The organism is Magnetococcales bacterium, assembly GCA_015232395.1.
GTDB lineage: Bacteria > Pseudomonadota > Magnetococcia > Magnetococcales > JADFZT01 > JADFZT01.
This window is the reverse complement of record JADFZT010000106.1, coordinates 1-12,163: the sequence shown is the minus strand read 5'-3', so window position 1 is coordinate 12,163 and position 12,163 is coordinate 1. Positions and strand designations below refer to the sequence as shown.

The window sequence follows — 12,163 nt, the reverse complement described above, 5'->3', positions numbered from 1 at the left end:
TACCGTAACATGTCGTTTTCTTTAGGATTTGATTTTTCGATAGGCTCAAATGTGCCCACCCGCCAGAAACTCAGGCCATGGCGGAAAGCACCCGAGGATTTCGAATATCCCGGGTGAGAAGTTGGCTTTTGACCATCTGCTGTCTCAGTTCCCGGCTTTCCGGAGGATCCAGCAGCATTTCATTGCCCTGTGCTTCGGTCATGCCAGTACCCCTTGATCAAGAAAATCGCCTGGTAGGCCTGTCTGAAAATAAGGGGGAGTCCATTCGGGTTAGCAGAACCTCCCCCACATGACAGGAAAACCGTCCCCCTATTTCATAGCAGAACCGGGTATATTGATCGATTGAATTTTGTTTTGGCTCGTTTTCATCATAAAATCAAATCAGAAACGATACCGGTAACGAGGGATCAGGGAGCCCGATGGCAGGTTTATGTTTCTGTTAATGGTACTGGTTATCGTTCTGATAATTTTTCATAGTTATCGGTCATGGAGAATACGGCTAGCGCAAGCACTTGATCATATACACCTGCCCCCCTTTTTTTCCGGGTCCACTACGGATACCAAGGAAGGGCACCACCCCACTTCGGGAATTTTTTCACGGGAGATGTACATGAAAAAAACAGGCCTTCTCAAACTGTTCTTCATTCCTCTCATGGCTCTGGCAATGATCTGGCCCCACTCCAGCCAAGCCGCTGATCCCGTCAAGGTGGGGGTTGTTTTGCCGGTCACCGGAAAGTTTGCCAAATTTGGCGAGATCGAAAAGCTCTCTTTCGAGATGGCCCAGGAAGAGATCAACGCCAAGGGGGGGGTCAATGGTCGCCCTCTGCATTTTCTCATTGAAGACACCACCTCCAAGCCGGATGTAGGCCGCTCAGCCGCTGAAAAACTGATCTCCATGGATCGGGTGGTGATGCTGGGTGGGGGTTACAGCTCTTCGGTCACCGCTGCGGTTGCCGGGGTCGCCATCAATAAATCCTTCCCGTTTTTGGTCAATACCGGCTCTGCCGACATCATCACCAAACCCACTGCCCACACCCCCAGCGGGCGTAAGGCCAGCAAGCTGAAAAAAGGTCTCAAAGAGGAGACCGATGCCGGTAAAATTGCTGATATAAAGAAAAAAATCACCAAGCTTGAAGCCCGGGCCAACAAAGAGGTGGGCCGGATCATGCCCCGCTTCCGTATTTTCCGCCTGAATCCCCCGGTGAGCGAATATGCCAGCGGTCTGGAGAGTTTTCTCGCTGATGTGGTCAAGCCCAAGAGTGTGGCGATTCTCCACGAAAACAGCCTGTTCGGCACCAAGGGGGCGGCAGCCTTCGAAAAAAGCGCCAAAAAGCTCGGTATCCAGGTATTGCTGAAAGAGAGCTACGATTCGGGGGCTGTGGACTTCAAGCCTCTGCTGGCCAAAGTGAAGCAAGCGGATCCTGAGTTGATCTACATGGTTTCCTATGTGCTGGATGCCTCTCTGCTGATGAGCCAATCCATGGAACTCAGAATGAACCCCAAGCTTTTTGTCGGCGGTGGGGCTGGGTTTACCATGCCGGAATTTATGAGCAACACCGGTAAGGCGGGGGAAAAAGTGATCTCCGCCACCCTCTGGCACGAGAGCCTGCCCCTGCCTGGCGCCCGGGAATATTTTGACAAGTTCAAGGCCGCCTACGACCGGGACACCGAATATCATGGTGCCGAGGCCTATGCCGCTGCCTACGTCATTGCCGATGTGCTCAAGCGGGCCAAATCCTTCTCCAAGGAGGATATCACCGCCTCTCTGGCTGCGACCGATATGATGACCGTCTTCGGCCCGGTCAAGTTTACTTCCTACGATGGCAAGATCAATCAAAACAAGCTGGAAACCTACGTCGTCCAGTGGCAAGACGGTGCGCTTAAGATGATCTGGCCCAAAGATCTGGCCAACGCTCCCTACGCCTATCCGGTCAACTGGCTCGAAGAGCGGAAATAACCCTTTGGGGTCGTTTCCCTGCCCATCGAACGGACTATCATGGACCTGTTTCTGCAAACACTGATTGCCGGTCTGCTCAAAGGGGGGCTTTACGCCCTCATCGGCACCGGCATGACACTCATCATGGGGGTCATGGGCATCATCAACCTGGCCCATGGCCAACTCATGATGGTGGCCATGTATCTCACCTACTCCGCCTATGCGTTGCTGGGACTCGACCCCTATCTCTCCCTCTTCATCTCCATGCCGGTGATTTTTATCCTGGGGATGCTGATTCAAAAATATCTTTTGAATCCTCTGGTGCACACCGAGACCATCCTGCCGGAAAATCAGGTGCTCATGACCGTGGGGATCGGCATGGTGCTGACCGAAGTGATGCGCTTTATTTTCACTTCGGACTATAAATCAGTCAAAACCGCCTACTCCAATGCCACCTATTTTATAGGGGAGATCTCCTTTTCCGTTCCCCTGATGATCAACTTTCTCATCGCTATCGGGGTGACGTTGCTGCTCTTTTGGTTTTTGATCAAAACCGACATGGGCCGCTCCATTCGGGCGACCGCCCAAGACAAGGAGGCCGCCGCCCTCATGGGGGTCAATCCGGAGCGGACCACCTACATCACCTTTGGCTTGGGGGCTGCACTGGTGGCGGCTGCGGGCACGCTCCTGGTGCCTATCTTCTATCTCTATCCCGATATTGGCGGCCCCTTTACCCGCCGGGCCTTTGTGATCTGTATTCTGGGTGGGCTGGGCTCCACGGTGGGGGCCATTTTTGGTGGTGTGACGCTGGGTTTGGTTGAGGCGTTTGCCGCCACTTACATCGCCATGGAGTTTGAAGAGATGGCTGGGCTGGTGATTTTCATCATGGTCCTTCTCTTCCTTCCTGGCGGCTTTAAGCGGTTGACGGGGGTATAATGGATCGCTCCACACAAATCGCCTTGGGGGTTTTGGGTCTTCTAGCCTGCTTTCCCCTGGTGGTGGAAAACGACTATTACCTCCACCTCCTGATCCTCGCCTTCATGTGGGTGGTGATCGGTACCGCCTGGAATTTGATCGCGGGTTATACCGGCCAGGTCTCCTTCGGGGATGCCGCTTTTTTCGGTATGGGGGCCTATACGGCAGGTCTTTTGGAGTATCACATGGGGATTTCCGCCTGGTGGGGGGTTCCCCTGGCCGGGGTGACGGCTACCCTGCTGGCACTTCCCTTTGGCTGGATCTGTTTTCGTCTGCGGGGGGCCTATTTCGCATTGGCCACCCTGGCCCTGAACGAGGTCATGCGCCACACCGCCACCATCTGGGAAGATTTTACCGATGGCATGGTGGGTATCATGATCCTGCAAACCTTCGAATCCAAGCTGCCCTATTATTACATCGTGTTGGGGCTGGCAGTGGTCACCATCGTCATCATTGAGTTGGTCATGAAGTCCAAGTGGGGCTACTATTTTCTCTCCATCCGAGAGGATCAGGATACGGCGGAATCCATCGGTATCAACACCACCACCTACAAGATGATCTCTCTCACCATCGCCGCTGCACTCACCGGTATTGCGGGCGGTTTTTATATGAACTACATGGGATTCATCGATCCGGAGGTGGTGTTTTCCCTCCACGATATTTCCATCATGGCGATTTTGGTGGGTATTGTCGGTGGTGTGGGGACGGTCTACGGGCCAGCTGTGGGGGCCTTTGTGATGGTGGTGGTACAGGAGCTTTTTCGTACCGGTGGTTTTGGCGTGGTCACTTCTTTGGCCGAATCGAGCGGCTCGGAAATACTCACCACCTTTGCCCTCTACATGACCAAAGCCCATGTGTTGGGTTTCGGTATTCTGGTGGTGGTGGTGATCCGCTATCTGCCCAACGGTATCGTCGGTGACTGGGATCGCATAACCGCCCTGTGGCGGAGGGGGCAGCAGTCATGAGTTTTTTCGAAATCAACGGCTTGGTCAAGCGGTTTGGCGGGTTGGCTGCGGTCAACGGCGTCACCTGTCAGGTGGAGCCTGGAGAGGTGTTCGGACTCATCGGCCCCAACGGTTCCGGCAAGACCACCATTTTTAATCTGGTTTCCGGTTATCTGAATCCTACTGCGGGTTCGGTCCACTTCGAAGGCCGCCGGATCGATGGCTTGAAGCCCCACAAGATCAACCATCTGGGGGTGGCCCGGACCTTTCAGGTGGTGAAGCCCCTGAAGCGGATGACCGTCACCGACAATGTCATCACGGCGGCTTTTTCCCGGACTTCCTCCGCATCCCAGGCTCGGGCGGCGGCTGAGGAGGCGATGGTGTTTTGTGGCCTGGATCATCGGGCGGATGTTTTGGCGGGGGGGCTCACCATCGGTGACCGCAAGCGCCTGGAAATCACCCGGGCCATCGCCACGCGCCCCCGTTTGATTTTATTGGATGAAACCTTTGCCGGTTTAAACCCTTCCGAGCTGGATCAAGCTCTGGAGTTGATCAAAAAAATCAAGGATTCAGGGGTTACGATCATTATCGTCGAGCATATCATGAAGGTGATCATGTCCATCTCTGATCGGATTTTGGCCATCAATTTTGGCCAGCCCATCGCTTTGGGCACCCCCCAGGAGATCGCCGGTCATCCCGAGGTAGCCAAGGCCTATCTGGGAGAACCCTTCGAAGGGAGGCGGGCCAATGCTCAGGGTTGAGTCCATCGCGGTCCATTATGGGGACATGCAGGCCATCTGGGAGGTCTCTTTCGAAGTGCTGGAGGGGGAGATTGTGGTGCTTCTGGGCTCCAATGGCGCGGGAAAATCCACCATCATCAAGACCATTTCCGGGCTTCTCTCCCCCACCAGTGGCACCATCACCCTGGGTGATATACGTCTGGATCAGGAACCTGCCGACCGGATCATCCACCACGGTGTGGTTCAGGTTCCTGAAGGGCGCAGGCTTTTTGGTGAGATGTCGGTGGAAGAAAACCTCATCATGGGATCTCTTGCTCCAGCAGCCAAAATACGGCGTCAGGAGACGATGGAGGAGGTCTATGAACTTTTTCCCCAGCTCAAAGACCGGCGTAAACAGGCCGCTGGAACCCTGAGTGGTGGCGAGCAGCAGATGGTTGCTGTAGGCCGGGGTTTGATGGCGTTGCCAAAAATTCTCATGCTGGATGAGCCTTCCCTGGGGCTCTCCCCTTTGATGGTTAACGATCTTTTTAGAATTATCGAAAAAATCAATGAGCAGGGTGTGACGGTTCTCCTGGTGGAACAAAATGTCCATCACTCTCTCGCAGTTTGTCACCGGGCCTATGTGCTGGAAAACGGACGCAATGTGATCACTGGGACCGGCCTGGAGCTTGCGGAAAACGCCCACATCAAAGAGAGCTATCTGGGGCTTGGAGAGTAACCTCTTAAAAAGAGGGGCATTCTTCCTTCTGTCATGCAACCTTGCAAATGATTCCCAAGTTTGTCGTAATAAAGCCGGGGGTGGTGCCCATTGGCCTGGAAAACAGGTAAGGTGAAAATCGACTGATCATAAGCAGCTGAGGATGATCGGTCGAATGGCCATCCTTGGGAAAGTCCCGAATATGAGCGATGACAAAAAACAGATGATTCTGGAAAAGCTGGCAGCAGCCCGGCAAAAATTTGCTGACCGGCTGCCTGACAGAATGCGGGAAATTCAAGAAACCTGGAAGGATATCGGCCAGGATGGCTGGACGATTGAATCATTCCAGGCTTTTCACCGGATGGTACACAACCTGGCTGGCACCTCCGGTACGTTTGGCTTTCCCGATGTTGGCCGGGCCGCTCGCCGGACAGAAGTGATCCTCAAGGAAATCCTACGCAACGAATCCCTACCCAACAAAGAGCAGGAGCAGGCGATTGCCAATGGTCTGCGCTTTCTCTATCAAACTGCTGGCAGCGATACCGGTATCGATACAGATATCGATACCGAACCGGCCACCGCTATGGAAACGCCTTCTGTGGTGAAAAAGGCGGATGAAAAACGGATTTTCCTGGTGGACGCCGAAGCCGATCAGACCCAGGAGTTGGCTACCCAGCTACAATACTACGGCTATACCATCGATATTTTTTCCACCCTGGCCGAGTTTCGTAAAGGGCTTGAGGAGACTGAACCCGCTGCGGTGATCATGTCCACCCAGCTGCCCGATGGCCAGGGCAACAAGGCGATATCGGTGCTGGAAAAAAAACGCGATTCCGCCCTCACCGTGGTTTTTATCTCTAATCAGGATGATCTGGATAGCCGTCTGAAAACTGTTCGGGCGGGTGGGAAGGCTTTTTTCAGAAAGCCGGTGGATATCTCCCTGCTGGTGGATACCCTGGACAATCTGGTGGTGGGATATGATCCGGAGGCGTTTCGGGTTTGCATCATCGAAGATTCCAGATCCCTGGCAGAGCATTTTTCCCTGGTGCTTCAGGGAGCCGGTATGCGGACCTGTGTGGTGACCGATCCCCTTCAGGTGATGGAACCCCTCACCGCTTTTCAGCCCGATTTGATTTTGATGGATCTTTATATGCCGGGCTGTTCCGGTCTGGAGCTGGCGAGTGTGTTGCGTCAGCAGGAGTCGTTCCTCACCACCCCCATCGTTTTTCTCTCCGCTGAAACCGACATCACCCGTCAGCTGGCGGCCATGAGTCTGGGGGGGGATGATTTTTTAACCAAGCCTATCCTTCCTGACCATCTCATCTCGTCCGTGATTTCCCGGATATCCCGAGCCAGAAAATTGCGCTCACTCATGGTGCGGGATGGCTTGACCGGTCTCTACAACCACACCACCACCCGGGAACGGCTGATTATTGAGGTGGACCGGGCCAAACGCCAGAAGGATCCCCTGGCTTTTGCCATGCTTGATATCGACAAGTTCAAGGCGGTCAACGACACCTACGGCCATCCCACTGGGGATCGGGTGATCAAAAGCCTGGCTCGTCTCCTCAAACAGCGCCTGCGTAATACCGACATCGTGGGGCGCTTTGGTGGGGAGGAGTTTGCGGTTATTTTGGTGGGGACCGATGGAGAAACGGCCTCGCACATCATGAATGAACTGCGGGAGGCTTTTGGTAAGATTGAGCACCGGTTCGAAGAGATCAGCTTCCAAAAAACCTTCTCCTGTGGTATCGCCATGTTCCCCCACCATTCTGATCCTTCCACCCTGAACGATGCCGCTGACAAGGCTCTCTATCAAGCCAAAAACGGAGGACGTAATCTGGTGGTCCTGGCGGAGTAACCCCGACCTTTTTGTCCGCAATCCTCTCTTCTCCATTTTCCATTATCCCGTTTTTCCTCTTCGCCCCCAGATGGCAGCGAATCCTGCCATATCAGCTGTGCTTCCAAAGCCTGGATCATCCGGCATTCAAAACGCTTTCCGGCTTCCCATCTATCCTTCCAGCCATTCCTGTTTTGGCCCTGGCATTGCATTGATTCCAACGGTATCGGCAGCTGGGCATATCTGCTTGGCTGGCTGAGATCAATGGGGTGAGGTTCCTCTCTTTCAGGATATGCCTCAGCCAGATGGCCCCCCCTAGCTGATTGTTGCGTCATGTCCATTTTGGATTTTGGTGTCGTGCTCATTCTGGCAGCCATGCTGGAAATGCCATTGATTGGGCCGATTTTTTGGATCGATTTCTAACCTTCCATAAATTTCTATAAGCGCACTGGAGGGGTTCTTTCTAGATATTGTTAATTATAAATAACGAAAGCTAAAGATGTGTGCAAGTTTCTGTAAATGTTATATAAGTAAAAAACAATGCGTTTTTTTCTATCTGCTGATGGATGGATGTGTTATAGGGGGCATACAGGATAAGCAAGAGGCTTGGTGGCGGTCTTCTGAAAGAGAATGGATGGTTGATGATGGCTGGTAGCAGCGAGGTGATGTCAGGCCAATGAAGAGCTTTTCAGTCAGAGGGAAGGGCTGAACAGGATCGGTAAAACTCGGCGGGAATTTAGAGAATGGAGGCGGCGTTATTTTGGAAGAGTTCTTCAAGATCTGCTGTCAAAAGAGCGGCAGCGCGGCCCTTGCGGTCGATCTGGGCGCTTATCTTTTCAGGGGTGATGCCCTCAGCCGCAGCACTTATCCCAAGCCCGGATCGCAGGCTGTGGCTGCTGTAGAGTGCCGGGTCGAGCCCAACCGCCTGGACCCGTTGTTTGACGATCAGAGCGACCCCGTGGGTGGTGAGGGGTTTGCCGGTCAATCGGCTGTGACGACTGATCCCCTGAAAGAGAGGTCCGGTTGTGATTCCGGACTCTGCCAGCCACCGCTCAAGGCTCTCTACCGGGCACACCTTGCCCCGGGCCTTGGGAATGGCGATACGCATGTTGCCAGCCAGGTGAAGCACCACCCCCGCCTCTACTCTTTCGACAGTTTCAAACGCCAGGGCAACCACCTCGGAGCGGCGCAAGGCACCGGCGAAGGAGAGCAGGAGCATGGCCTGATCCCGGCGATCTTTCAGTCGCTCTCCCATGGTTCCCACCACCTTCAGCAGCTGTTTTTTTAAAAGGGGGCGTACCTGCCGCTGGGGGGCATCGTGTTTTTTTAAAAGCCCCTTCATCATGATCCGCACCATCTGGGTCTTGGTGGGATCCGGCAAATCCTGGGCGGCGTGAGCTTTGCCGATGGAGACTTTCCAGCGGATGAGGGTTGCGGATTTGTGACTTTCCCCGTGGGCTGCCAGATAGGCGGCTACCATGCGGGAAGTGGCTGGAATGGTCCCACCCCAGTCGAGAAAGCGGCGGATATCCCCCCAATAGGCGTTGCGGGTGCTATCGGTGAGGGAAGAGGCTTGCTGGAAGGCTTTGACCTCTGGAGAGAGTTCTTCTCCTGGATCCCGATTATCTGGAAATTTGCCCATGGCGTGTGTCGTTTGATGGCTTAGAATGGTGGCTGATGAAAAATCCCGGTGGATTCGCCCAAGTGACTGAATCATCTGGGAGGGAGCCGTTGACCACCCAGGGCGGAATTTTATAATTATCGTAAGTTAACCCGGTCAAATCCAGAAAGAAATTCACTGATGCGTCAGATGCCCTTCTTGATAGCCGTTGTGGGAACGGTGGTGTTGTATCAACTTGACCCCAATGGGGTGCTTTTTTATCTGGCCGCCATCAACGCCTTGGCCAACAAGACCCTCTCCCAATTGATTTGCGGTCGAGGCGCTTGCCGCACCCCCAGTCAACCCTCATTCTGGCAAGATCCAGCTTCTTTTTTGCGGGAGGATCCTGTCTCGTTTATTTACTGGGGAACGGGCTTTTTGGGGGGAACTCTTTTGCTCTATGGCCTCTTGGTTATCTACGCCTGAGTCAACAGAATTCTCCTCCGCCAAAAAACCAGACAGAATGGCTCGGCATCTGGCCACATCCGCCAGCACCTCCTTGGGCAGTGGAGGAAATCTGCCAAGCCTCTTCACCTTTGCTGATTTGCTCATTCTCTCCTCCGTTTGAGCCGACCATTTTTTGATGTTTATCCAATGCCGAATCCGGTTTATCCCTTGATGCACATCATCTGTTTGAGGGTGTGCACCACCTCTACCAGATCGCTCTGATTGGCCATTACCTCATCGATATCTTTATAGGCCCCGGGAATTTCATCCAGCACCCCGCCATCCTTGCGGCAGTCGATCCCTTGGGTTTGGGCTTCCAGATCCGCTACGCTGAAACGCCGCTTGGCCTCCCGTCGGCTCATGATGCGACCAGCTCCGTGGGCGCTGGAGCAAAATGACTCCCGACTCCCCTTCCCTTCGACGATATAGGAGCGTGTTCCCATGGAACCCGGAATAATGCCCATCTCCCCCTTCCCCGCCCGGATGGCCCCTTTGCGGGTGATCCATAGCTCTGATTTAAAATGGTTTTCCAGCTCCAGATAGTTGTGGTGGCAATCGATGCCTTTGTTTAAGGGGCGAACTTTGCGACCCAACACCTTCTGGATGGTGCGAAGGGTCGCATCCATCATAAAACGTCGGTTGGCTCGGGCAAAATTTTGCGCCCACTGTACACCCTTCAGGTAATCCGCAAATAGAACGCTCCCCTCCTTGAAGAAGGCCAGATTGGGGTCTGGCAGGTGAACCTTGTCGCGCTTCATCTCCTTTTTGGCGATATCGATAAAATAGGTCCCGATGCGATTACCCACCCCTCGGGAACCCGAGTGAAGCATCACCCAGACCTGTTCATTTTCATCTAGGCAGATTTCGATAAAGTGGTTACCGCTTCCCAGGGTGCCCAGATGGCGTAGGGAGTTGACCCGCTTGTTGATGAGACGAGGATGGCGTTTCAGCACCATGGGAATAGACCGTTCCAGGCTATTGTTGCGCCAATATTTTTCGATTTCTGCCGGTACTTTTTTCCAGGCCCCGGAATCCTCTGGCCCGCCGTTGTGGGTGCGGCCATGGGGGATGGTGGCTTCAATCTCTTCCCGCAAGCCGGAGATATCCGACCCCAACGCCTCCCGGGGAATATCCAACGGTCGCGCCATCACCCCACAGCCGATATCCACTCCCACAGCCGCCGGTATCACCGCACCCTTGGTGGGAATCACCGAGCCGATGGTGGCTCCCATTCCGGAATGGACATCGGGCATGGCGGCAATATGGCTGAAAACGAATGGCAGGCGAGCGACATTTTCCAGCTGCTCCCGGGCGTGCTCTTCGACTTGCCGCGTAAAAATCTTGATGGGCACGCCACCCTTGGGATGAATGATCTCCTGGACTGGCACCGTTTCCTCCTGATTGTGCAGGATTGAATATCAATGGGTATGAGTTTATCAGATTGGTTCCGATTGAGTGTCAAGGAAAGAGGCTTTCTATGAGGCTATTCGGATGCCTTTTGATTCAGGCAAAGGGTTCCTGTTCGGGCATTTTGGAACTGGAAGGGGGAAATACGGGTCTGAAAGGTTGAGTGTAAATGATAATCATTCATGACCTCTCTTTGGGGATAGCTCAAGGGGGGATATCTGATAGAGATTCAAAACGGAACATAGTCAAGGAGAACACCTATGAACACTGAGGCTCTTTTCGTCGAGGGACAACGGCAAATGTTGGCGGGCCACTTTCAGGAAGGTGTGGTTGCCTTTTCCGAAGTTCTCCGAAAGGATCCCCATCTTCACGATGCCTATCAAGCCCGGGGAGCGGTCCGAATCATGCTGATGGAATATCCTGCCGCCATTTCTGATTTGACTGCAGCCATTGCCATGGATGATACCCAAGCTCTGAGCTATTTTGAGCGGGGGTGTGTGTTTCGGTTGATGGGCTGTTTTGAGGAAGCGGTTCGGGATTTTACCAAGGCGTTGGTTTTGAAACCCGACCATGGTCCCGCTTATCTGGCCCGGGGTCTCTGCTTTGTGAAGTTGGGCCGGGATCAAATGGCTGAGGTCGATTTGGGGTGTGCTGTAAAACTGGGTGAAAAAGGTTTGCAGGGATTTGCCGATGAGATGGGCATGATCCGAACCCGGCGGGATGAAGTGGAGGCTCTTTTAACCGGTGAACGCGGTATCCCGGTGATTCATCTGCCGGATGAGGAGATGGTCCAATTAAAAGGGCTCTTTCACTGAGCCGAGCCTGGATTTTGGGTTGGCTTGCCGATTGATTTGACCAGGCTTTCGGTGAAATGAATCCAGCGGGTTGATCGCTGCTCGGGAAATCCAGCCACCTTCGATCCATCTGGCCACTCTATACCTACCCAGGCGGTCGACCCGCTCTCGGAGAGGGCCTTTGATTTTCAGCTCTTGAAGAGGGCGTTGGCCGCCTGCATGGGGTCGGCTTTTTGCTTCTGTTGGGCTTTTTTGCCGGGGTCAGGCTCAAAATAGTCGCAAAAGTTGGCCCGCTCTTTTTCCACCACCCGCTCTGCCTGGGGTTCGTGGCATTCGTTATAGGCGGTTTGGTCGTAAAACCGGCAGTTGCGGCAAACCCGGGTTTCCTTACCACATTTCGGGCAATCATCCCCCCGCCCAAAATCCCCCGACCCCAAAGCTTCACCACACTCCCAGCAGAAACCATTTTTTTCTTGGGCCATCTCGTCACCTCCTGTCATTCAGTGGTTCCACTCGAAGATAATGTAACCATATTTCTCCCCCCCTGAAAGGCTCCCCGTCCGGCGTTTCCTGATCCTGGCAGCCTGTTTATCAGCTATTTTCAATATGCTTATCCGCTGACTGGGATGTGGAAAGGGAGCCTGTAATGGCCCAGATAAATCTAATGGGTTCAGAAGCAGAATATAGTCATCAATTGTCTTGCAATAGATTTCTTATCAGTTA

General features: G+C 53.7%; 11 protein-coding genes. 8 read left to right on the top strand and 3 right to left on the bottom strand.

The window, feature by feature from the left end:
- Positions 1 to 610 precede the first annotated feature (610 nt).
- From HQL52_18530 to HQL52_18505, 6 genes are all read left to right on the top strand, one after another.
- Positions 611 to 1,957, top strand: a complete 1,347-nt coding sequence (locus HQL52_18530; GenBank protein MBF0371441.1) for an ABC transporter substrate-binding protein — start codon at positions 611 to 613, stop codon at positions 1,955 to 1,957.
- Positions 1,958 to 1,996: 39 nt separating this feature from the next.
- Entirely contained in the window at positions 1,997 to 2,872 is an 876-nt protein-coding gene (locus HQL52_18525) for a branched-chain amino acid ABC transporter permease (GenBank protein MBF0371440.1), read from the top strand.
- Positions 2,872 to 3,876 carry a branched-chain amino acid ABC transporter permease gene (locus tag HQL52_18520; protein ID MBF0371439.1) on the top strand — a complete coding sequence of 335 codons (1,005 nt, stop codon included), beginning with the start codon at positions 2,872 to 2,874 and terminating at the stop codon, positions 3,874 to 3,876. The genes HQL52_18525 and HQL52_18520 overlap by 1 nt, the downstream gene beginning before the upstream one ends.
- A complete protein-coding gene (locus tag HQL52_18515; protein MBF0371438.1) occupies positions 3,873 to 4,616 on the top strand; it encodes an ABC transporter ATP-binding protein in 744 nt (247 codons plus the stop codon). Before HQL52_18520 ends, HQL52_18515 begins: the two co-directional genes overlap by 4 nt.
- On the top strand, positions 4,603 to 5,313 hold the full coding sequence (locus tag HQL52_18510; protein ID MBF0371437.1) for an ABC transporter ATP-binding protein: 711 nt from the start codon (positions 4,603 to 4,605) through the stop codon (positions 5,311 to 5,313). The genes HQL52_18515 and HQL52_18510 overlap by 14 nt, the downstream gene beginning before the upstream one ends.
- Before the next feature lie 202 nt (positions 5,314 to 5,515).
- Positions 5,516 to 7,153, top strand: a complete 1,638-nt coding sequence (locus HQL52_18505) for a diguanylate cyclase (protein MBF0371436.1) — start codon at positions 5,516 to 5,518, stop codon at positions 7,151 to 7,153.
- Between the two features lie 715 nt (positions 7,154 to 7,868).
- On the opposite strand, the gene HQL52_18500 is transcribed toward HQL52_18505, so the two are convergent.
- Positions 7,869 to 8,849 (bottom strand): integrase, encoded by a 981-nt coding sequence (locus tag HQL52_18500; GenBank protein ID MBF0371435.1) that lies wholly within the window; start codon positions 8,847 to 8,849, stop codon positions 7,869 to 7,871.
- Positions 8,850 to 8,933: 84 nt separating this feature from the next.
- Between HQL52_18500 and HQL52_18495 the strand changes: the two genes are divergently transcribed.
- Positions 8,934 to 9,218, top strand: a complete 285-nt coding sequence (locus HQL52_18495; GenBank protein MBF0371434.1) for a hypothetical protein — start codon at positions 8,934 to 8,936, stop codon at positions 9,216 to 9,218.
- A gap of 182 nt (positions 9,219 to 9,400) precedes the next feature.
- Here the strand turns inward: HQL52_18495 and HQL52_18490 are convergent, their stop codons facing one another.
- Positions 9,401 to 10,612: an RtcB family protein gene (locus tag HQL52_18490; protein MBF0371433.1), complete on the bottom strand. Its 1,212-nt coding sequence runs from the start codon at positions 10,610 to 10,612 to the stop codon at positions 9,401 to 9,403.
- Positions 10,613 to 10,906: 294 nt separating this feature from the next.
- Between HQL52_18490 and HQL52_18485 the strand changes: the two genes are divergently transcribed.
- The gene (locus tag HQL52_18485) at positions 10,907 to 11,461 is read left to right on the top strand and encodes a tetratricopeptide repeat protein (protein MBF0371432.1); all 555 of its coding nucleotides are present in this window, start codon (positions 10,907 to 10,909) and stop codon (positions 11,459 to 11,461) included.
- Between the two features lie 167 nt (positions 11,462 to 11,628).
- On the opposite strand, the gene HQL52_18480 is transcribed toward HQL52_18485, so the two are convergent.
- Entirely contained in the window at positions 11,629 to 11,922 is a 294-nt protein-coding gene (locus HQL52_18480; protein MBF0371431.1) for a hypothetical protein, read from the bottom strand.
- Positions 11,923 to 12,163: the final 241 nt, after the last annotated feature.

What these genes read in the sequence shown, in the direction of transcription:
- HQL52_18530 (MBF0371441.1), top strand. Translation starts at nt 611, where the DNA reads ATGAAAAAAACAGGCCTTCTCAAACTGTTCTTCATTCCTCTCATGGCT.
- HQL52_18525 (MBF0371440.1), top strand. Translation starts at nt 1,997, where the DNA reads ATGGACCTGTTTCTGCAAACACTGATTGCCGGTCTGCTCAAAGGGGGG.
- HQL52_18520 (MBF0371439.1), top strand. Translation starts at nt 2,872, where the DNA reads ATGGATCGCTCCACACAAATCGCCTTGGGGGTTTTGGGTCTTCTAGCC.
- HQL52_18515 (MBF0371438.1), top strand. Translation starts at nt 3,873, where the DNA reads ATGAGTTTTTTCGAAATCAACGGCTTGGTCAAGCGGTTTGGCGGGTTG.
- HQL52_18510 (MBF0371437.1), top strand. Translation starts at nt 4,603, where the DNA reads ATGCTCAGGGTTGAGTCCATCGCGGTCCATTATGGGGACATGCAGGCC.
- HQL52_18505 (MBF0371436.1), top strand. Translation starts at nt 5,516, where the DNA reads ATGATTCTGGAAAAGCTGGCAGCAGCCCGGCAAAAATTTGCTGACCGG.
- HQL52_18500 (MBF0371435.1), bottom strand. Translation starts at nt 8,849, where the DNA reads ATGATTCAGTCACTTGGGCGAATCCACCGGGATTTTTCATCAGCCACC.
- HQL52_18495 (MBF0371434.1), top strand. Translation starts at nt 8,934, where the DNA reads ATGCGTCAGATGCCCTTCTTGATAGCCGTTGTGGGAACGGTGGTGTTG.
- HQL52_18485 (MBF0371432.1), top strand. Translation starts at nt 10,907, where the DNA reads ATGAACACTGAGGCTCTTTTCGTCGAGGGACAACGGCAAATGTTGGCG.
- HQL52_18480 (MBF0371431.1), bottom strand. Translation starts at nt 11,922, where the DNA reads ATGGCCCAAGAAAAAAATGGTTTCTGCTGGGAGTGTGGTGAAGCTTTG.